Consider the following 19,631-nt stretch of genomic DNA (forward strand, 5'->3'; position numbering starts at 1 on the left):
GGGGCCGGGGCCGGGGCCGCTTCGCGAAGCGGCCCCGGCCCCCTGTCGCACGTCGGGCGCCTGTCGCGTCAGTCCTTGACGGTCATCCGTGCCGCGACCGGGAGGTGGTCGCTGCCGGTGCGCGACAGGGTCCAGGAGGCGTCGGGGACGATTCCGCGCACCATGATCTGGTCGATGCGGGCCATCGGGAACTGGGCGGGCCAGCTGAAGCCGAAGCCGTCGCCCGCCGCGCCCTGGGTGGAGCGCATCTGGGACGTGACCTCGGACAGGGCCCGGTCGTTCATGGTGCCGTTGAGGTCGCCGAGCAGGACGACCTTCTTCAGCGGTTCGGAGGCCAGGGCGGCGCCGAGCGCGTCGGCGCTGTTGTCGCGCTGGTTGGCCGTGAATCCGGCGTTGAGCTTCACCCGGACCGAGGGGAGGTGGGCGACGAACACGGCGACCTGGCCGTGGGCGGTGTCCACGGTGGTGCGCATGGCCCGGGTCCAGCCCATCTTGATGTCGACGGGGGCGCTGGAGGACAGCGGGTACTTGCTCCACACGCCGACCGTGCCCTCGACGGCGTGGTACTTGTACACGCCGGCCAGGGCCTTCTCGTAGACGGGGACGACGCCGGACTTGAGCTCCGTCAGCGCGAGCACGTCGGCGCCGGAGCCGGCGACGGATTCGGCGGTGCCGCGCGGGTCGGTGTTGTCGGCGTCCACGTTGTGGGTGACGACCATCAGGTTGCCGCCGCCGCCGGACTTGTCGGTGACCAGGCCACCGAACAGGTTCGCCCAGACCGCGGCGGTCAACAGTATCGACAGCAGGGCGGTCGCCGACTTGCGGATCACGGCGGTGACGAGCAGGACCGGCACGGCCAGGCCCAGCCAGGGCAGGAAGGTCTCGGTGAGGCTGCCGAGGTTGCCCACGTCGTTCGGCAGATCGGCGTGGAAGATCATCACGAGTGAGATCAGTGCGGCGATGCCCGCGGTGACGAGTCCCCGGCGCCAGATTCCCCGGTCTCGGCGCAGGTCGGCCAGTCGGCGTCGGAGACCGGATCGGGAGGGCTCGGGCTCCGAGCCGCCGTTTCCCGTCTCCGTCATGTACGCCTGTGCCATTCCACTGCCCTCGCTGCCGTGCTCGCGCTCCGTCCCCGCCCCTTGACCCTAGGCGATGTTCGAAGCAGATCCGTGCCGTCCTTGCCGGCCGTACCACCGTGAGGACGAACGGCCGTGCGGTCGGGGTTCCGCTTGTCACGAAACGCGCACATTGGGCGTGGCGCGTCCCGGGAGGGGCCATGAGTGTGACGGACCGGTCATCGCGCCACTTCCGTGTCGGGGCCGACGAGTGCCACCATGGTGGGTGAGTCCGGGGACGCCGTGAGGGCGCCTCGAGATGACACAAGGAGCAGTAGCCATGACGCATGTCGTTTCGCCTGCCCGCGAGACCTCCGGCCCCACCCTGTACGGGGGCACGGGAACGCGCCGCATCACCATCCGCGACCTGGCCCTGGCCAAGGAGCGCGGCGAGAAGTGGCCGATGCTCACCGCCTACGACGCGATGACCGCGTCCGTGTTCGACGAGGCCGGGATTCCGGTCATGCTCGTCGGCGACTCGATGGGCAACTGTCACCTCGGCTACGAGACCACCGTCCCCGTGACGATGGACGAGATGACCGTGCTCTCGGCGGCCGTCGTGCGCGGCACGAGCCGTGCCCTGATCATCGGCGACCTGCCGTTCGGGTCCTACCAGGAAGGCGCCGTGCAGGCGCTGCGCAGTGCGACGCGGCTGGTCAAGGAGGCCGGGGTCGGCGCGGTGAAGCTGGAGGGCGGCGAGCGTTCGCTGGCCCAGACCGAGCTGATCGTGCAGTCCGGCATCCCGGTCATGTCCCACCTGGGTCTGACCCCGCAGTCCGTGAACGCCATGGGCTACCGGGTGCAGGGCCGCAGTGACGAGGCCGCGCACCAGTTGCTGCGGGACGCGAAGGCGGCGCAGGACGCGGGCGCCTTCGCGGTGGTGCTGGAGCTGGTGCCGGCGGAGCTGGCCGCCGAGGTCACCCGGTCGCTGCACATCCCGACGGTCGGCATCGGCGCCGGGTCGGAGTGCGACGCCCAGGTGCTGGTGTGGACGGACATGATGGGCCTGACCGGCGGGAAGATGCCGAAGTTCGTCAAGCAGTACGCGAACCTGCGGCAGACCATGGGCGACGCGGCGAAGGCGTTCGCTCAGGACGTGGTCGGCGGGACGTTCCCGCAGGCCGAGCACGCTTTCCACTAGGCCTGCGGCCCCCGGCCCGTCGACGTCCTCGTCGGCGGGCCGGGGGCCCGTTTCCGCATGCTGTCGGTCGGCTGTCGGTGCTTTGTCAGTGGTGGCTGGTCCCATGGGGTCCATGACGCGAAACGACAAGACTTCCCCGAGCGGCTCGCACGCCGTACAGGTCCGGGGGTTGGTCAAGCACTACGGCGAGACCAAGGCCCTCGACGGCGTGGACCTCGATGTCCGTGAGGGCACCGTGCTCGGGGTGCTCGGGCCGAACGGCGCGGGGAAGACCACCCTGGTCCGCGTCCTCTCCACCCTGATCACCCCGGACGCCGGGACGGCGACGGTGGCGGGCTTCGACGTGGTCCGCCAGCCCCGGCAGCTGCGCCGCACCATCGGCCTCACCGGCCAGTACGCCTCGGTGGACGAGAAGCTGTCCGGCTGGGAGAACCTCTACATGATCGGCCGGCTGCTGGACCTGCCCCGCAAGGAGGCCCGGTCCCGCGCCGACGAGCTGCTGGAGCGGTTCTCGCTGACGGAGGCCGCCAAGAAGGCGGTCATGAACTACTCCGGCGGCATGCGCCGCCGGCTCGACCTGGCCGCCTCCATGATCGGCCGGCCGGCCGTGCTGTATCTGGACGAGCCGACCACCGGTCTGGACCCCCGCACCCGCAACGAGGTGTGGGACGAGGTGCAGCGGATGGTCGCCGAGGGCGCCACCGTCCTGCTGACCACCCAGTACATGGAGGAGGCCGAGCAGCTCGCGAGCGAGCTGACGGTCATCGACAAGGGCAAGGTCATCGCCAACGGCAAGGTGGACGAGCTGAAGGCCCGGGTCGGCGGTCGCACCCTGAAGATCCGCCCCGTCGCCTCCTCCGATCTGCCGGGCATGGCGCGCGCGCTGGCGGAGGCCGGTCTCGACGGCGTGGCCGGTTCCCAGGCCGTGCCGGACGAGGGCGTCCTGCTGGTCCCGATCCTGAGCGACGAGCAGTTGACCGCGGTGATCGGGCTGTTGGGCGTCCGCGGTTACGCGATTGCCGATCTCGGCACCCACCTGCCCAGCCTCGACGAGGTCTTCCTGTCCATCACCGGGCAGAAGCCCTCCGCCGAGGCGTCCGTTCCCGCCCAGCAGACCGAGGAGGTCGCGGCATGAGCACCGTCACCACGTCCAAGCCCGGAAGTACCGCGACCGTCCCGGACGCCGCGCCGCGCGACCTGCCCGGCGAGGGCCGGATCGGCCTGCGGGCCAACCTGCGGCACATCGGCGCCCTGGTGCGCCGCAACGCCCTGCAGATCAAGCAGGACCCCGAGTCGATGTTCGACGTCCTGTTCATGCCGATCATCTTCACGCTGCTGTTCGTGTTCGTCTTCGGCGGCGCGATCTCCGGCAAGGGCAACCAGGGCGAGTACGTCAACTACCTGGTGCCCGGCCTGATGGCGATGATGGGCATGAACATCGCCATGGCGGTCGGCACCGGGGTCAACGACGACTTCAAGAAGGGCGTGATGGACCGGTTCCGGTCCATGCCGATCGCCCGCTCGTCGGTGCTCATCGCGAAGATCGTGGTGGAACTCGGCCGGATGCTGGTCGCCATCACGATCCTGCTCGTCATGGGCTTCATCCTGGGCCTGTCGATCAAGACCTCGGTGCTGGACCTGTTCCTCGCCATCGGCCTGTCGGCCGTCTTCGGCGCCTCGCTCATGTGGATCTTCATCCTGCTGGGTCTCACCATGAAGACGGCCCAGGCGGTGCAGGGCATGGCGATGCTGGTGCTGATGCCGCTCCAGTTCGGCAGCTCGATCTTCGCCTCCCCGACGACCATGCCGGGTTGGTTGCAGGCCTTCACGGACTACAACCCGTTGTCCAACCTGGCCGACGCGGCGCGCGGCCTGATGAACGGCGGCCCGGTCGGCCACTCGGTGACGATGACGCTGATCTGGTCGGTCGCCATCACCGCGATCACCATGCCGCTCGCGGTCCGCAAGTTCCGTCACAAGACCTGATCCGCGGAGTTCGTCGGGCGGATGCCGCAACGGTTCTCCCGGTGTCGGGGCCCGGCGCAAGCGGTGGTTCAGACGAGGGCGGTGGCCTGCTCCAGGGTGAGGCCGCCGCCTTCGGCGTACGCCGCCTCGTACCCGGTGTTCCCCAGCGCCGCCCTCGCCGACTCCTCGACGAGGGCGGCGTCCTCGCGTTCGGTGGTGACGGGGAAGTGGCCGGCCGGCACCAGGGCCCGGTAGGCGCCGAGGAGCCGGGCGGCGTCGCGCGGACCGCCGAGTCCCAGGAGAGACACGGCCGCGATCAACAGGTGCACGGCCGGCTGTTGCGGGGCCACCATCAGCGCCATCGGGTCCTGGATGGTCGTCGTCGCCTCCCGGATGAGCGTCAGCGCCTCCTCGTGCCTGCCCTCCTTGTTGTCGAGCCAGGCCAGGATCCCGAGCAGGAAGCCGTCGAAGATCGCGTAGGCGCCGAAGGCGAACTCCTCGCGCAGGGATTCGAGTTCGGCGCGGGCCTCGACGAGACGGCCGGTGCGGCCGTAGACGTTGGCGAGGAACATGCGGGCGGCCGGCATGGCCTCGTTGCGGTACTGCCGGATGACGGCGAGGAGCCCGGTCAGGATCTCCTCCGCCTCCTCCAGCCGGCCCTCCTCGGAGAGGGTGCCGGCCATCCGCACCCGCAGGACCATGACCTGGGCCGGGGCGCCGAGCCGCTCGGCGTGCTCGATCGCGGCCCGGAAGTCGGCGGCGGCCAACGCGTACTCGCCGCGTTTCTCCAGGGCTTCGGCGCGGGCGGACAGCGCCTCGGCGCAGCCCCAGTCGTCGCCCAGCTCGCGGAAGAGCGCGAGGCTCTCCTCGGCGTCGCGGGCGGCGTCGCCGAACCACGCGGCCCGGTTCGCCCGGATGTTGGCGCGCAGTTGGAGCGCGGAGCCCAGCTCCCAGCGGTAGTCGAGGGCGCGGGTGGTCTCGACGGTCTCGTCGATGATGCGCCGGAGCAGTTCCGGATCGCCGGCGATCATCACGGCGTAGATCCACAGGGCGCTGGGGAACCGGCAGGTCTGGGGCAGTCCCGGCCGGTAGGCCGCGATGACGCCCTCGATCTGGACGCGGACGTCCGGGGCGTTCCAGCTGCCGCTGTTCTGGTCGCGGGCGGTGAGCTGGATCATCCGGGCGCCCCGCCAGGCCTCGGTGAGCAGTTCGCCGGTGTAGGGCGGGGGCGAGTCGACGACCCGCTCGTACACCGGCTCGGCGGGGACGATCGGCGGGGCGAAGGGGTCGGGGCCGAGGGCGACGGCGGCGTCGGACCAGTGGCGGGACTCGGCGCGCAGGTCGTGCATGTGCCAGTACCAGACGAGGGAGTGCACCAGGCAGAGCACCTCGCCGACGTCCTTGGCGGCGACGGCGCGGCGCAGCGCGGTACGGAGGTTCTCGTACTCGGTGGCGAGCAGCTCGGCGGCAGCGCGCTGGCCGTGGCCGCGCAGCAGGGGCTCGGTGGTGCGGGCGAGTTCGCGGTAGTGGGTGAGGTGGCGTCGTTCGGTGTCGGCGCGGTCCTCGGCGACCTCGGCCAGCCGCTCGGCGGCGTACTCGCCGACGGTCTCCAGGAGCCGGTAGCGCATGTCGCCGTCGGGGCCGGGGGCCGCGACGACGAGGGACTTGTCCACGAGGGAGCCGAGCGCGTCGACGACCGCGTCCGCGTCGGGGCCGGCGCAGACGGCCTCGGCGGCGGCGAGGTCGCAGCCGCCGGCGAAGACGGAGAGCCGGCGCAGGACGGCGCGTTCGGGTGCGTCGAGGAGGTCCCAGGACCAGTCGACGACGGCCCGCAGGGTCTGTTGGCGGGGCAGGACGGTGCGGGAGCCGCTGGTGAGGAGGCGGAACCGGTCGTCGAGCCGGTCGGCGATCTGTCGTGGGGTGAGCAGGCGCAGCCGGGCGGCGGCCAGTTCGATGGCGAGGGGCATGCCGTCGAGCCGGCGGCAGATCTCGGCGGCGGCGGCCGGGTCGTCCTCGACGCGGAAGCCGGGGCGGGCGGCGGCGCCGCGGTCGGCGAGCAGCCGCAGCGCGACGGGGTCGGGCAGCGGTTCCACCGGGCGCAGCGATTCGCCCGGCACGCCGAGGGGTTCCCGGCTGGTGGCGAGGATCTGGGCGCCGGGGCAGTGTGTGAGGAGCCGTTCGGCGAGGGTGGCGGCGGCGTCGATGACGTGCTCGCAGTTGTCGAGGAGCAGCAGGAGGTCGCGCCGGCCGCAGTGTTCGACGAGGCGGGCGAGCGGGTCGTCCCCGCCCCGCTCGGTCAGCGCGCGCAGTTCCTCGGCGGCGGCGCCGCGCAGCTTGGTCTGGCGGGCCCCGAGGGCGGCCAGGGCCGCTTCGGCGACGTCCTCGGGGTCGTCCACGGGGGCCAGTTCGACGAGCCACACCCCGTCGGGCCATCTCCCGTCGGGCCGGCCGGCGGCGGCGTGGGCCTCGGCGGCCTCCTGTGACAGACGGGTCTTGCCGGCGCCGCCGGGCCCGAGCAGGGTGACGAGGCGGGAGCGGGCCAGGTCGTCGCCGATGACGCGGATGTCGCCCTCGCGGCCGACGAAGGTGGTGAGGCGGGCCCGCAGGTTGCCTCCGGTGCCCGGGCCCTGGCCGGGGGGCGGGACGGGCGTGGCGGGGTCTCGGGCGGGGGTGGCGGCGGTTTCGGGCCGCGCTCCGGGGTCGGCGGCCTGGGCGGCTGCTCCCGGGTGCGGGGGTTGCGGTGCGTGCGGGGGTTCCGGCGGGGCGAGCAGGGCGGCGTGGAGGGCGCGCAGTTCCGGGCCCGGGTCGGCGCCCAGGCGGTCGGCGAGGTCCCGGCGGAGTTCCTCGTAGGCGGCCAGTGCCTCCGCCGGGCGGCCCGCCGCGTCGAGGGCGCGGATCCGCAGGGCCTGCAGTGGCTCGTCCAGCGGGTGTTCCGCGCACAGCGCGGTCAGCTCGGGCAGGATCCGCTGTGCCTCGCCCAGGGCGAGGGCCGCGGCGATCCGCCCCCGGTGCGCGTCGGCCCGTACGGCCTCCCAGCGCGCGGACTCCGCTGCCGGATCCGGCAGCGAGGCCAGCGCGGGGCCGCGCCACAGGGCGAGGGCGTCGTCGTACAAGGCCGCGGCGGCGGCCGGGTCCCGCTCGGTGGCGGCGGCCCGCGCCAGCCGTTCGAAGCGGTACAGGTCCACGTCCTCGCGGGCGGCGGCCAGGCGGTAGCCGCCCTCGCCGGAGCGTACGGCGGCGTGCCCGATCGCCCGGCGCAGCCGTGCCACCAGGGCCTGGAGCGCGGCCGGCGCGTCGGCCGGCCGGTCCCCGTCCCACACCTCGGCGACCAGCAGCTCGACCGGCACGGTGCGGCCCGGCCGCAGGGCGAGGGCGGTCAGGAGGGCGCGCAGGCGCGCCCCGCCTACGGCGACGGGGTCGCCGTCGTCGGTGAGGGCCTGGGCGGTGCCGAGAATCACGTAACGCACCGGCCCATTGTCGCCGGACCCGGGAGACACCCGACGCCGGACCCGGGATAGGTTTCGCCGCATGGGTCACCAGGGCAGCCGCGGCGAGCGGCAGATCAGTTCCGTCTTCCTCGGGATCGTCGCCGTCATGGCGGTGACCGGGTGGGCCGTGTGGACGGGGTACTCGACGAGCACCGGCCTCGCGGTGTTCCTGTTCGTCACGGCGGCGTGGGTGGTCTCGCTGTGCCTGCACGAGTACGCGCACGCCCGGACCGCCCTGCACGGCGGCGACATCACGGTCGGCGCCAAGGGCTACCTGACGTTGAACCCGCTGAAGTACACGCACGCGATGCTCAGCATCGTGCTGCCGGTGATCTTCGTGATCCTGGGTGGTCTGGGTCTGCCCGGTGGCGCCGTGTACATCGAACGCGACCGGATCAGCGGTCGGTGGAAGCACAGTCTGATCTCGGCGGCGGGCCCGCTGACGAACGTGGCCTTCGCGGTCGTGTGCACCGCGCCGTTCTGGCTGAACGCCCTCGACGGGGTGCCGATGCCGTTCCGCTTCGCCTTGGCGTTCCTGGCGTTGCTCCAGGTCTCGGCGGCGATCCTGAACTTCCTGCCGGTGCCGGGCCTGGACGGGTACGGGGTCATCGAGCCGTGGCTGTCGCACGGGGTGCGTCGCCAGGTGGCGCCGCTGGCGCCGTTCGCCCTGCTCGGTGTGTTCGCGCTGCTGTGGATCCCCGAGGTCAACGCGTTCTTCTTCGGCGCGGTCAGCGGCATCCTCGACGCGCTCGGCGTGTCCGAGTTCGACACCTACTGCGGCCGTGACCTCTACCGCTTCTGGCAGGACGCGGACGGCTACTGCTCCCCGGCGGGCTGAGCCTCCGGATCCGGGGCGGCCGGGGCCGGGGCTGCGGCTGCGGCTGCGGCTGCGGCTGCGGTCAGCCGTTCGCGCGGGCGGCCTTGTCGGCCTTGGCCTTGCGCACGTAGTACCAGGCCATGTTGGACGTCAGCCCGGCCAGCAGCACCCAGATGATCCCGAGGAAGCTGCCCTCGACGAAGGCGACCACGGCCGCGGCCACGGACAGGGCACAGACGACAACGGCGAACACGGCAAGGCGGGGCATGCGGCACGGCTCCTCGGCGACACGGAACGGGGTCGGGCTCCTCCAGTGTCCCCCATCGCGCCCCGCCGCCGGTCGCCGCCACCCCCTAGGGACATCCCGCCCATTTCCCCCTTCGCCTGAGCGCCGGTCCGCCGGCTGGATACGGTGCGCGAAGCTCCGTCCGAGCGGACGAAGCCGGACGACCGGGGGGAAGCCATGCGGGAGATGACAAAGGGTGCGAACGTCAGTCTGACCTCCCTCGGCCAGGACGCCGGGGCGGTGGTCGTGAGTCTGGGGTGGACCAGCGCGTCGGGCGCCGGCGACGCCGACGTGTCCGTGTTGCTGCTCGGCGCGAACGGCAAGGTCCGCTCGGACGACGACTTCTACTTCTACAACCGTCCCGCGGCCGAGGACGGCAGCGTCCAGTTGCTCGGGAAGACGCCGGCCGGGAGCGGCGACGAGGACCGCATCGGACTGGATCTGACGGCCGTCCCGGCGGACGTCGCGCGGATCGTGGTGGCGGCGAGCCAGTACGGCGACACCCGCTTCGGGGACCTCGACGACCTGCGGATGACGGTCGCGGACCGCTCCGGTGAGCCACTGGTCGGGTTCTCCATCGACGACGCGAGCGTGGAGAGCGCCTTCGTCTTCGGCGAGTTGTACCGGCGGGGCGGGGAGTGGAAGTTCCGGGCCGTGGGCCAGGGGTACGAGACCGGCTTGGCCGGCCTCGCCACGGAATTCGGCATCTCCGTCGACGAAGAGGACGAGGACGGCGAGGACTCCCCCGCGACTCCGACCCCGGCCACGGCCCAGGCCCAGGCCCCGGCCCAGGCCCCGGATACGAGCGCGGTGGGGGATACGGCGCGCAGGACGAGGACGCCCGCCGGCGGCCCGGTCCCCGCCGGACCGGTGACCGCGGCGCCCGGTGCGGCTCGCAACCCGATCCGCCCCGCATCGCACGCCGGACCGGCCGAGGACGCTCCCGCGGTCGCCGGCGTCCCCGCGCAGTCCCGCGGTCGGGACGGGTCCGTCGCCAGGGGCGCCCCGACGACCAGGAAGAAGGTCACCTTGCCCAGGGTGGCCAGGAAGTCCCTGGCCGAGAACGACTCCTGGCAGCCGGCCCGTCTCTTCCCGGTTCCCTCCCTCAAGAGCGATCGGGAGCGGGAGGTGCGGGCGACCTCGGTGCTGCTCTCCGTCATGACGCAGGTGCCCGAGCTGGGCCGCCGGCTCACGGCCGCCTTCGGGGCTCCTGCCGGACGGACGCAGACCTTCACGGAGGTGTCGTTGCCCTACGGCGACACCCCCCGCCGACCGGACGGCGTCATCCGGATCGAGCGCGCCGGCAAGCTCTGGACGGCGCTCGTGGAGACGAAGACCAACGGGAACCCGCTCCGGGCCGAGCAGGTGCAGGCGTACATGGACATCGCCGCGCGGCGCGGCTACGAGGCCGTCATCACGCTCTCCAACGACGTGGCCCTCGACGGCTCCCCCGTCGTCGACGTCAAGATCGACGGGCGTCGCAAGCACAAGGTCGACCTCTGGCACCTGTCGTGGGCGGAGGTGGCCCATCAGGCCCAGCTCCTGATCCGCCACGAGGGCGTCGGCAACCCCGCGCACGCCTGGTTGCTCCAGGAATTGCTGGAGTACCTCCGGCACGAGAACTCCGGCTGTCACGGATTCCAGAACATGGGACCGTCCTGGGTACCCGTCCGCAGGGGCATCGAGGACGAGACCCTCAACACGGGCGACGAGCGGGCCGTCGACGTGGTGGAGAGCTGGGAACGGCTGATCCGTCAGGTCTGCCTGCGCCTGGGCGGAGAGCTGGGCCAGAAGGCACTCCCGGTGCAGCGGGTCCGACGGGGCAGCGATCCCCGGGAGCGCCGGCTCGCCGCGGCCGAGACCCTGTGCGTGGACGGCCGGCTCTCGGCGGAGTTGCGGGTCGACGGCACGAGCGGTGTCATCGCGGTGACCGCCGATCTGAGGACGGGCAAGGTGCGGACCTCGACGGACGTCCCCGCCCCGGAGGGCACCACCCCACTGGTGTCGGTGAAGAAACTGGTCCGGATGTTGGCCGAGGCTCCGGCGGACCTCCACGTGGAGAGCCTGGTCGAGGGCGGGAGCGGGGCGCGCGGCACCCTGGAGCGGTTGCGGCCGGAGCCGGGGAACCTGCTGCCCAGGGACGGGGCGCCGCTGTCCGGGTTCCGGCTGACGCTCATCAAGGGGATGGGCAACACCCGGGGCAACACCGAGTCGGGTTTCATCCGCAGCGTCGACGACGCCGTGGCGCGGTTCCACCAGGTCGTCGTGGCGCGGCTGGGCCCCCTGGACGTGCGGGCCGGTCGGCGCGGCTGACCGTACGAGCGGTGCCGCTCGGGGTCGGCCGCGCCGGGCGGCGCCCGGTGGGGGCGCGGTCGGTTCAGACGTCCGTGACGCGCAGGCCCGCGTGGGCCTTGTAGCGGCGGTTGGTGGAGATGAGGTTCGCGACCAGGGCCTCGACCTGGTGGGCGTTGCGCAGGCGGCCGGCGAAGACGCCTCGCATGCCCGGGATGCGGGCGGCGAGGGCCTGGACGAGGTCGGTGTCGGCGCGGGACTCGCCGAGGACCATCACATCGGTGTCGATCTCCTCGACGGCCTCGTCCTGGAGCAGCACCGCCGAGAGGTGGTGGAAGGCGGCCGTGACCCGGGAGTCGGGGAGGAGGGCCGCGGCCTGCTGGGCAGCGCTCCCCTCCTCGACCGGGAGGGCGTAGGCGCCCTGCTTGTCGAAGCCGAGCGGGTTGACGCAGTCCACGACGAGCTTGCCGGCGAGGTCCTCGCGCAGTGCTTCGAGGGTCTTGGCGTGGCCCTCCCACGGCACCGCGATGATCACGATGTCGCTGCGCCGGGCGCAGTCGGCGTTGTCGGCGCCCTCGACGCCCAGGCCGAGTTCCTCGGCCGCGGCGCGTGCGCGGTCCGCGGCGCGGGAGCCGATGATCACCTTCTGGCCGGCGCGGGCGAACCGGTAGGCGAGGCCGCGGCCCTGGTCGCCGGTGCCGCCGAGGACGCCGACCACGAGGCCGGAGACGTCGGGCAGGTCCCGGGCGTCCTTGGCCGGCGGCTTCTGCGTGCTGTCTGAGGAAGTCATGGGGGCGAGAGTACTGCCGAGTACGCGTCAGTCGAACGGACGGGAGCCGCCGGTATCGCACCCGCGCGTGCTTTCCGTGGTGCAGGATGCCCGCCATGGATGCCGTGAGGGTGGCGTTGTTGCGCGAGGTTCTCGCGGGCACGCGGTGGCCGGGTGCCGCCAGGGGTTTCGCCGGTTCGTTGCGGCGCGCGGTGGTTCCGTCCGGCGGGGGCCTGCTGCTGGTGGGTACGGAGCAGTACGAGCCGTGGCACATGGCCGCGCACCTGGTGGACGAGGCGGCGTGGTCGGGGCTGCCGGAGCTGGCGCCGACGCTCGTGCGTCACCGCGTGCTGCCGGGCGAGCCGCCGCACCTGTCGGTGGGGCTGAGTCGGCTGGAGGCGGCCCGGCGCGGGCACACGTTGCTGGTGGTGGCCCCGCGGGAGCCGGGCGCGGGGCTGCTGGAGCGGGTGCACGACGCGCGGCGGGCCGGGGCGACCGTGCTGTCCCTGGACGGCGGGGATCCCGATCTGGGGACGTTGGCGCACGAGACGCTGTCGGTGCCGGGCGCCACGGCCGAACTGGACCTGGACACGGTGCAGCACCTGGTCAGCGCGGCGGCCGGGGAGAACGGTCCGCCGGACCGGCGTGGCTCGCGGCGGTTCCGGGACCGGCTGGCGCGGCTGGCCGATCAGTTGACCGCCCCGCCGCCCGGCCGCTGGTGAGGGGCGCCGCCACCCGAGGGGGGTGGCGCGCCGCCGGCCCGTCTCGCCCTCCGCTTCAGGGGGCTTCCTCGCCCGCCTCACGGGTCTTGTCGTTCCATTTCGGGTCGTTCTGCCATTCGAGGTTGCGTTCCTGCGCCGTCTCCATGGCGTGGTTCGCCTCCTCGGGCGTGGCGTAGGGGCCGAAACGGTCCTTCGCCGGGCAGTCGGGGCCCTCTTCGACCTTCTTGTGGACCAGGCAGTAGTACCACTCGCCGGGCTTGCCGACCTGGCGCTTCTTGAACAGGGCCATCGTCCTCGGGCTCCTCTCGTACCGCTCTCTGTCGCCAGCTTGCCCCATCACCGCTGGATACACTCGCCTGCATGTCTGGCCAGTCGCTGCTCGTACCAGGCGAGCTCTCTCCCGTCCGTTCCGTTCCCGGAAACATCCGCCGGCCCGAGTACGTGGGCAAGCCCGCGCCCACTCCGTACACCGGACCGGAGGTGCAGACCGCCGAGACCATCGAGGCCATGCGCATCGCCGGCCGGATCGCCGCCCAGGCGATGGAGGAGGCCGCCAAGCACATCGCGCCGGGGGTGACCACCGACGCGCTCGACGAGGTCGCCCACACGTACATGTGCGACCACGGCGCCTATCCCTCGACGCTGGGCTACCGGGGCTTCCCCAAGTCGCTGTGCTCCTCCGTCAACGAGGTCATCTGTCACGGCATCCCCGACTCGACCGTCCTGCGCGACGGCGACATCGTGAACCTCGACGTGACCGCGTACATCGGCGGGGTCCACGGCGACAACAACGCCACCTACCTGTGCGGGGAGGTGGACGAGGAGTCGCGGCTGCTCGTGGAGCGCACCCGCGAGTCCTTGAACCGTGCCATCAAGGCGGTCAAGCCCGGCCGGCAGATCAACATCATCGGTCGGGTCATCGAGTCGTACGCGAAGCGCTTCGGCTACGGGGTGGTCCGGGACTTCACCGGGCACGGCATCAGCACGTCCTTCCACTCCGGCCTGATCGTCCCGCACTACGACAGCCCGCACGCCACCACGGTCATCGAGCCCGGCATGACCTTCACGATCGAGCCGATGCTCACGCTCGGCACCCACGAGTACGACATGTGGGACGACGGCTGGACGGTCGTCACGAAGGACCGCAAGCGGACGGCGCAGTTCGAGCACACGCTGGTCGTGACCGACACGGGAGCGGAGATCCTCACGCTGCCGTAGCGGACGCGCCCCCGGGGTCGCGCGATTTTTTACCGACAAGACGTCGGGAACACATTGACTTAGGCAAGCCTAAGTACGAGGATCGAGGTGTGGCGGCGGTGCCGCCACGCCTTTTCTCATCCCCCGATTCCTCGGAGGTCCGCCTTGGACGCCTTCTCCACGGTCATCCGTGTCGCCTCGCACGAGCAGCACACAGAGGCCGAGACCTCGACGTTCATGAGCGATCTGCTCGGGGGCCGGCTGGGCGTCGACGCCTACGCCCGCTACACCGAGCAGCTGTGGTTCGTGTACCGGGCCCTGGAGGACGCGGCCGAGTCCCTCAAGGACGACGCGGTCGCCGGGCCGTTCATCCGGCCCGAGCTGATGCGCCTGGTGGAGATCGAGCGGGACCTCGCGCACCTGCGCGGCCCCGAGTGGCGCGAGTCGGTGGTGGCGCTGCCGGCGACCGAGGCGTACGCGGCCCGGGTGGCCGAGTGCGCGGCCGGCTGGCCGGGCGGTTACGTGGCCCACCACTACACCCGCTACCTGGGCGACCTGTCCGGCGGACAGATCATCCGGGACAAGGCCGAGCGCACCTGGGGCTTCGAGCGCAAGGGCGACGGCGTGCGCTTCTACGTGTTCGCGGACATCTCCAATCCGGCCGCCTTCAAGCGCACCTACCGCGAGCTGCTGGACGCGATCTCCGCGGACGACCTGGAGAAGCAGCGGATCATCGACGAGTGCAAGCGTGCCTTCGACTTCAACGGGGCCGTCTTCCGCGAGCTGGGCCAGGAGTTCCCGCTCAGCGCGTGAACGACCTCCGGGACCGGCCGGTGCACGAGAGGGAAGGGGCGGACCCGCCGGGGTCCGCCCCTTCCCCGTGTGCGGGGCGGCGGCGGTCGACCGGGCCGCTCGGGGTGCTCAGTTCCGGCCGGGCCGGCTCGCGGACGGGGCGAAGCGCACGCGTCCGCCGATCTCGACCGTGCCGTCCGGGCCGGGGGCGGTGAGGAGTTGGGAGCCGGCGCCCTGGGTGATGTTCAGGGCGCGGTTCAGTTGGGCGGTGAGCAGGACCGCCGCCGAGCCGGTGGCCTCGTCCTCGACGACGGCGCCGTCGGGGCGGCGCGGGAAGCCGCGGGCCCGGATCCGGCCCGCGCTCTCGTCCTCCCACGCCCAGGCGTACAACCAGCCCTCGCCCGGCGGCGGTGCGGGCAGCTCCTCGACCTCGGCGGCGCAGGCGTACTGCTCGGTGCGCTTGCCCTCGACCCACTCGGGGCGGGCGGTGATCCAGGTGAACTCGCCGTCGTCGCGGGCCCAGACGGGGCCGACGGGCGGCTGGAGTTCCTCGATGTCGAGCAGCCAGGCGAGGCCGACCAGCGGGTGCCCGGCGAAGGCGAGCCGCGTGCCGGGGGTACGGATGTCGACGACCCCGCGCTCGGGGTCGTCGACGAACACCGTCTCGCTGTAGCCGAGTTCGGCGGCCAGCGCCTGCCGGGACGCGTCATCCGGGCAGGTGCGGCCGTCGCGGACGACTCCGAGCAGGTTGCCGTGTCGGCCGTCGCCCGCGCAGAAGACCTTGAGCACGTCGAGATCGTTCACGCGGGCATTCAAGCACGGCTCAGCCCTGGGTCACGCGCCGCCTGCGGGCGATGAGGACCGCGCCGGCGCCGGCCGCGATGACCGCGCCGGAGGCTCCGAGCAGGGCTCCGGCCGGGATCTCGGCGCCGGTGGCGGCGAGGTTGCCGCCCGCGCTCCCGCCGACGCTGCCGCCACCGACGCTGCCGCCGCCGCCCGAGGTCGAACCGCCGGTGGTGCCGGTGCCGCCCGAGGTCGAACCGCCGGTGGTGGAGCCGCCGGTGGCGTCGGGGGCGGTGACGTCCTTGTCCACGGACACGGTGAGGTTGACGTCGTCGATCCGGTCACCGGGCGCGTAGCCGTCCTGGTAGACGGGGGTGGTGGACGGCTCCCGGAGGAAGGCCGCGGCGCCCTGTTCGGTCAGTGCCGTGCGGACGCCGTTCAGGGCGAGCAGGCCCTTGTCGGTCTTGTAGTCGGCCTTCGCCAGGTCGAGCGTGGCGAAGGGGACGTTCGTCTTCGTGCCGGCTGCGGTCTTCACGTCCAGGACCAGGGTGCCCTTGGCGCCCTGGGTGTCGATGCGGACGTTGCCGAAGGTCATGTCGATGCCGTGGGCCGCGTACTGGAAGCGCAGGTTGCCCTCGAAGGAGGCGTTCAGCCTGCCGTTCTTCGTGTCGAGGGTGCCCTTGCCGCCGGCGAAGGAGAAGGTGCCGTCGCTCGCGACGGCACCGCCCGCCGCGGTGACGGAGCCCGCGGACTGGACGTACTTGCGGAAGGACGCCTTGACACCCCACTTGAGCTTGCCGCTGCGGATCTGCTGGGGGCCGTCGGCCGGGGCGCCGGTGGAGGTCGTGGGCCGGGGAGCCGTGGACGTGGTGGGCTTGGGGCCCGTCGAGGTCGTGGGCTTGGGGCCCGTCGACGTGGTGGGCTTGGGACCCGTCGACGTGGTGGGCTTCGGGTCCGTCGACGTCGAGGGCTTGGGACCCGTCGACGTCGAGGGGCTCGGGTCGACGGGAGGACCGAACTTCAGGAGCGCCGTCAGCGGGTCGCCCGACTGGTTCGCGTAGTCCGGGTAGTCGAGCTGGTCGGCGGCGTCCTTGGTGAGGGTGGTGCCCAGCTTCTCCATCTGCGGACCCGCGAAGGCCACGTCGGCGAAGTGGACGCCCGGGGTGAGCTTGCCGTTCTTCGTGACGTCGACGAGCAGCTTCTTCGTGCCGCTGTCGAAGCGCAGGTTGCCCAGGGTGATGTCGAAGTGGTGCGCGGCCGACGTGAAGTTGACGCTGCCCTTGAAGGCGGCGGTCACGGGGTGGCTGCCGCTCGGTACGTACTCGCCGGTGGGCGAGCCGAAGCGGAAGGTGCCGTCCGCGTTCACGGTGGCGCCGTCGGCGACGGTGATCTGCCCCTGGGCGATGGTGGTGACGTACTTCCGCCAGCTCGCCTTCACGCCCCAGTCGAGCGTGCCGCTGACGATCGGCATCGGCTTCGTGGGGGCCGCGGCGGCCGCGGCCGGGGCGGAGACCGCCGCCGTCGCGGGCAGGGCGAGGGCGGTGGCGCCGAGGGCGGCGGCGGTGGCGATGGCGGCCGCTACGGCGATCGGTCGGCGGTGGGACGACATGGCTGAGTACTCCTGAAGGGGCAACGGGGGCAACGGGGGTGTGGCGGGGTGCGGGCGGGTGTCACGGCCGCGCGTCGGCGGGACCCGAGGGCCCCGAACCGGACGCGGCCGTACGGCGCTTGCGCAGGACGAGGAAGAGCACGCCGGCGGCGAGGCCCAGCAGGGCCAGGACGAGGGCGACGTACAGTCCGACGGACGAGCCCTTCTCGGCCTCGGCCTTCGGGGGCGCCGGGGAGGCGGCGGCCGCGGGCGCCTGGGACGGCGCAGGCGAGGCGGTGGAGCCCAGGTCGGGCAGGGCGGGAAGCTTGGCGTTGGCGTCGAGGGCGACGGAGAGCGAGACGGGGTCCATCTCGGTGCCGGCCTTGTACATGGCGTTGAAGGCCTGGGAGCCGCCCTCGGTGAGGGTGGCCGGGGCTTCGGTGAGGGTGGCGAGGCCGCCCTCGGTCTTGAGTGCCTTGGCGTCGAACTCGACGAGCGCGACGGCGTTCCTGGTCTCGGTGGGGGTGACGACGTCGGCGGTGAGGACGCCCTTGCCGCCGTCGACCTTGACGCTCACCTTGCCGAGGGTGAGGTCGAGATGGGCGCCGGTGAACCGGACGGTGCCGGCGAACGCCGCGTCAAGGGTGCCCTTCGGGCCGTCGTACGTGCCCTTGCCCTGCGGGAAGCGGAACAGCGCGCCGCCGTCCTGGGCGCCTTCGGCCAGGGTCCACTTGCCCTGCCCGACGGAGCCGGTGACGTACTCGCGGAAGGTGCGCCGGACGCCCCAGTCGACGGCGGCGTCGGTGAAGGCGCCCGCGGCCTGTGGCGCCTGCGGGCTCTCGGCCGGGGCCCCGGACCCCGTACCGGGCGTCGCGGGCTGCTCGGCGGGTGCCTTGACGTCGACGGACAGCGAGATCGGGTCGAGTCGGGTGCCGGCGGTGTAGTAGCCGGCGAAGGACTTGGCGCCTTCCGCGGTCAGGGTGGTCGGGACGTTCGTGAGGGCGATCGGGCTGCCGCCGCCCTTCATGTCGATGCCGGCGAGGCCGAGGGTGGCGAAGGGGACCTGGGAGGCCGTGCTGACGGCCCCGGTGTCCTTGGCCTTGCCTGCGACGTCCACGTAGAGGGTGCCGCGGCCACCGGAGATCTTGACGGTGGGGCGGCTGACGGTGAGGTCGAGTTCGTGCGAACCGTCGGACTTCTGGTGGCCCTGGAAGGTGACCCCGCCGGTGAACGCGGCCTCGAAGGAGCCGGAGTCGGGGTCGTAGGAGCCGGTCGCGGAGTGGAAGCGGAACAGGCTGCCGCCCACGGTGGCGGCTCCGCTCTTCAGCTTGAATCCGCCTTTCGAGATGGGGCCCGTGACATAACTCTGGAAAGACGATTTGATGCCCCAGTCGAGTCGCCCTCCCTGCACGGTGCGGTCGGCCGCCTGGGCGACGGTGGCCGGGAGCAGGGCTCCCAGCAAGGCCGCCAACACGGCGACTGCGAACGCACGGACAGGTCTTGCGGGCATGACGGGCCCCTCCAGGGTCTGGCCAATAAGGTTAGGCTAACCTAAGCTACCTGCTGCCGGGGTGGAACCCCCCGGTCGCCAGAACTTTGAAGAACATTCAAGAACTCCAGTCGGACGATCAGGACGGTGCCTTCGTGCCTACGCCCGCCGCGTCATCCCGCTTCCCCCGTCTCGCGTCCGTCGCGGCCTCGTTGGCCCTGGCACTCACCGCGCTGACGGGCTGCGGGGGTACGGCCACCCCTGCGGGCTCCCCCGCCCACACCGGCGCCGCGGCGGTCGCCCCCGACCGGGTGGAACCCCTCACCCCGTCACCGACACCCGCCCTCCCGGTGACCGTGCCCTCGGCGGACGGCACATCGGTGACCATCGCCTCGGCGGACCGCGTGGTCCCGCTCACCGGCAGCCTCAACGAGATCGTCCACACCCTGGGGCTCGGCGACCGGGTCGTCGCCCGGGACATCACCGCCACCTTCGAACAGGCCGCCAAGCTGCCGGTGGTGACACGAGCACACGACGTGTCGGCCGAGAGCGTGTTGTCGCTGCGCCCCACGCTGGTGATCGCCGAGACCACCACCGGACCCGCCGAGGCGATCGGGCAGATCCGCGACGCGGGCATCCCCCTGCTGGTCGTCGCCCCCGCCAAGACGCTGGACGACGTACGCAAGCGGATCGACACCGTCGCCGGCGCGCTCGGCGTCAAGGACGCCGGGACCCGGCTCAACCGGCGCACCGCCGACCGGATCGCCGCCGCCCGAGAGGGCATCCCCGCCGCCGCGGCCGGCAAGAGGCCCCGGGTGGCCTTCCTCTACCTGCGCGGCACCGCCTCCGTCTATCTGCTGGGCGGCTCCGACTCCGGCGCGGCCTCGCTGCTGGAGGCGGCCGGCGCCGTGGACACCGGCAAGGAGTCCGGGCTCGGCAAGGACTTCACCCCGATCACCAGCGAGGCGCTGGCGGCGGCGGCGCCCGACGCGATCCTGGTGATGCGCAAGGGCCTGGAGTCCGTGGGCGGCGTGGACGGCCTGGTGAAGATCCCCGGTGTGGCCCAGACGCCGGCCGGCATGGACCGCCGCGTGGTCTCCGTCGACGACGGGGTGCTCCTCAACTACGGCCCCCGCACCGACCAGGTCCTCACCTCCCTGATCTCCCAGCTCTACGGCAAGGCCTGA

17 protein-coding genes are annotated in these 19,631 nt (G+C 72.5%); 9 read left to right on the top strand and 8 right to left on the bottom strand.

The annotated features are described in order from the left end of the window. Positions 1-68: 68 nt before the first annotated feature. Complete coding sequence (locus ACQEVM_RS27615; protein ID WP_433083405.1) at positions 69-1,097, bottom strand: endonuclease/exonuclease/phosphatase family protein; 1,029 nt, start codon at positions 1,095-1,097, stop codon at positions 69-71. Between the two features lie 298 nt (positions 1,098-1,395). On the opposite strand from ACQEVM_RS27615, the gene panB reads away from it, so the two are divergent. The 3 genes from panB (at position 1,396) to ACQEVM_RS27630 (ending at position 4,242) form a co-directional block, all read left to right on the top strand. Next, entirely contained in the window at positions 1,396-2,256 is an 861-nt protein-coding gene (gene panB, locus ACQEVM_RS27620; protein ID WP_433083407.1) for a 3-methyl-2-oxobutanoate hydroxymethyltransferase, read from the top strand. A 103-nt stretch (positions 2,257-2,359) separates the two neighbouring features. Further along, entirely contained in the window at positions 2,360-3,391 is a 1,032-nt protein-coding gene (locus tag ACQEVM_RS27625; RefSeq protein ID WP_433083409.1) for an ATP-binding cassette domain-containing protein, read from the top strand. Continuing rightward, on the top strand, positions 3,388-4,242 hold the full coding sequence (locus tag ACQEVM_RS27630) for an ABC transporter permease (protein ID WP_433083411.1): 855 nt from the start codon (positions 3,388-3,390) through the stop codon (positions 4,240-4,242). Before ACQEVM_RS27625 ends, ACQEVM_RS27630 begins: the two co-directional genes overlap by 4 nt. Positions 4,243-4,310: 68 nt before the next feature. On the opposite strand, the gene ACQEVM_RS27635 is transcribed toward ACQEVM_RS27630, so the two are convergent. Continuing rightward, on the bottom strand, positions 4,311-7,751 hold the full coding sequence (locus tag ACQEVM_RS27635) for an AfsR/SARP family transcriptional regulator (protein WP_433083413.1): 3,441 nt from the start codon (positions 7,749-7,751) through the stop codon (positions 4,311-4,313). Between ACQEVM_RS27635 and ACQEVM_RS27640 the strand changes: the two genes are divergently transcribed. Continuing rightward, positions 7,750-8,547, top strand: coding sequence for a site-2 protease family protein (locus ACQEVM_RS27640; RefSeq protein WP_433083415.1), 798 nt, complete (start codon positions 7,750-7,752; stop codon positions 8,545-8,547). The two genes, ACQEVM_RS27635 and ACQEVM_RS27640, sit on opposite strands and share 2 nt — an antisense overlap. Positions 8,548-8,608: 61 nt before the next feature. Here ACQEVM_RS27640 and ACQEVM_RS27645 read toward each other — a convergent pair whose 3' ends face one another. Further along, positions 8,609-8,794, bottom strand: coding sequence for a hypothetical protein (locus ACQEVM_RS27645; RefSeq protein ID WP_053676194.1), 186 nt, complete (start codon positions 8,792-8,794; stop codon positions 8,609-8,611). A 204-nt stretch (positions 8,795-8,998) separates the two neighbouring features. On the opposite strand from ACQEVM_RS27645, the gene ACQEVM_RS27650 reads away from it, so the two are divergent. After that, on the top strand, positions 8,999-11,125 hold the full coding sequence (locus ACQEVM_RS27650; RefSeq protein WP_433085413.1) for a TerD family protein: 2,127 nt from the start codon (positions 8,999-9,001) through the stop codon (positions 11,123-11,125). A gap of 64 nt (positions 11,126-11,189) precedes the next feature. Here ACQEVM_RS27650 and npdG read toward each other — a convergent pair whose 3' ends face one another. Next, entirely contained in the window at positions 11,190-11,894 is a 705-nt protein-coding gene (gene npdG, locus ACQEVM_RS27655) for an NADPH-dependent F420 reductase (RefSeq protein ID WP_433083417.1), read from the bottom strand. A gap of 95 nt (positions 11,895-11,989) precedes the next feature. Between npdG and ACQEVM_RS27660 the strand changes: the two genes are divergently transcribed. Then, positions 11,990-12,595 (top strand): hypothetical protein, encoded by a 606-nt coding sequence (locus ACQEVM_RS27660; protein ID WP_433083419.1) that lies wholly within the window; start codon positions 11,990-11,992, stop codon positions 12,593-12,595. Positions 12,596-12,650: 55 nt separating this feature from the next. On the opposite strand, the gene ACQEVM_RS27665 is transcribed toward ACQEVM_RS27660, so the two are convergent. Continuing rightward, the gene (locus ACQEVM_RS27665; RefSeq protein ID WP_351382310.1) at positions 12,651-12,884 is read right to left on the bottom strand and encodes a hypothetical protein; all 234 of its coding nucleotides are present in this window, start codon (positions 12,882-12,884) and stop codon (positions 12,651-12,653) included. Between the two features lie 71 nt (positions 12,885-12,955). Here ACQEVM_RS27665 and map point away from each other — a divergent pair, with 71 nt between their 5' ends. Continuing rightward, positions 12,956-13,813 (top strand): type I methionyl aminopeptidase, encoded by an 858-nt coding sequence (map, locus tag ACQEVM_RS27670; RefSeq protein ID WP_433083421.1) that lies wholly within the window; start codon positions 12,956-12,958, stop codon positions 13,811-13,813. A 144-nt stretch (positions 13,814-13,957) separates the two neighbouring features. Then, positions 13,958-14,605, top strand: coding sequence for a heme oxygenase (biliverdin-producing) (locus tag ACQEVM_RS27675; protein WP_433083423.1), 648 nt, complete (start codon positions 13,958-13,960; stop codon positions 14,603-14,605). Positions 14,606-14,713: 108 nt separating this feature from the next. On the opposite strand, the gene ACQEVM_RS27680 is transcribed toward ACQEVM_RS27675, so the two are convergent. From ACQEVM_RS27680 to ACQEVM_RS27690, 3 genes are all read right to left on the bottom strand, one after another. Further along, entirely contained in the window at positions 14,714-15,388 is a 675-nt protein-coding gene (locus ACQEVM_RS27680; RefSeq protein WP_433083425.1) for a PhzF family phenazine biosynthesis protein, read from the bottom strand. 19 nt (positions 15,389-15,407) lie between these two features. Continuing rightward, entirely contained in the window at positions 15,408-16,976 is a 1,569-nt protein-coding gene (locus ACQEVM_RS27685; protein WP_433083427.1) for an HtaA domain-containing protein, read from the bottom strand. A 61-nt stretch (positions 16,977-17,037) separates the two neighbouring features. Next, positions 17,038-18,465, bottom strand: coding sequence for an HtaA domain-containing protein (locus tag ACQEVM_RS27690; RefSeq protein WP_433083429.1), 1,428 nt, complete (start codon positions 18,463-18,465; stop codon positions 17,038-17,040). Between the two features lie 134 nt (positions 18,466-18,599). On the opposite strand from ACQEVM_RS27690, the gene ACQEVM_RS27695 reads away from it, so the two are divergent. Next, entirely contained in the window at positions 18,600-19,631 is a 1,032-nt protein-coding gene (locus ACQEVM_RS27695) for a heme/hemin ABC transporter substrate-binding protein (protein ID WP_433083431.1), read from the top strand.

The organism is Streptomyces sp. CA-243310, from assembly GCF_050936775.1.
In the GTDB taxonomy this organism is placed as follows: Bacteria; Actinomycetota; Actinomycetes; order Streptomycetales; family Streptomycetaceae; genus Streptomyces.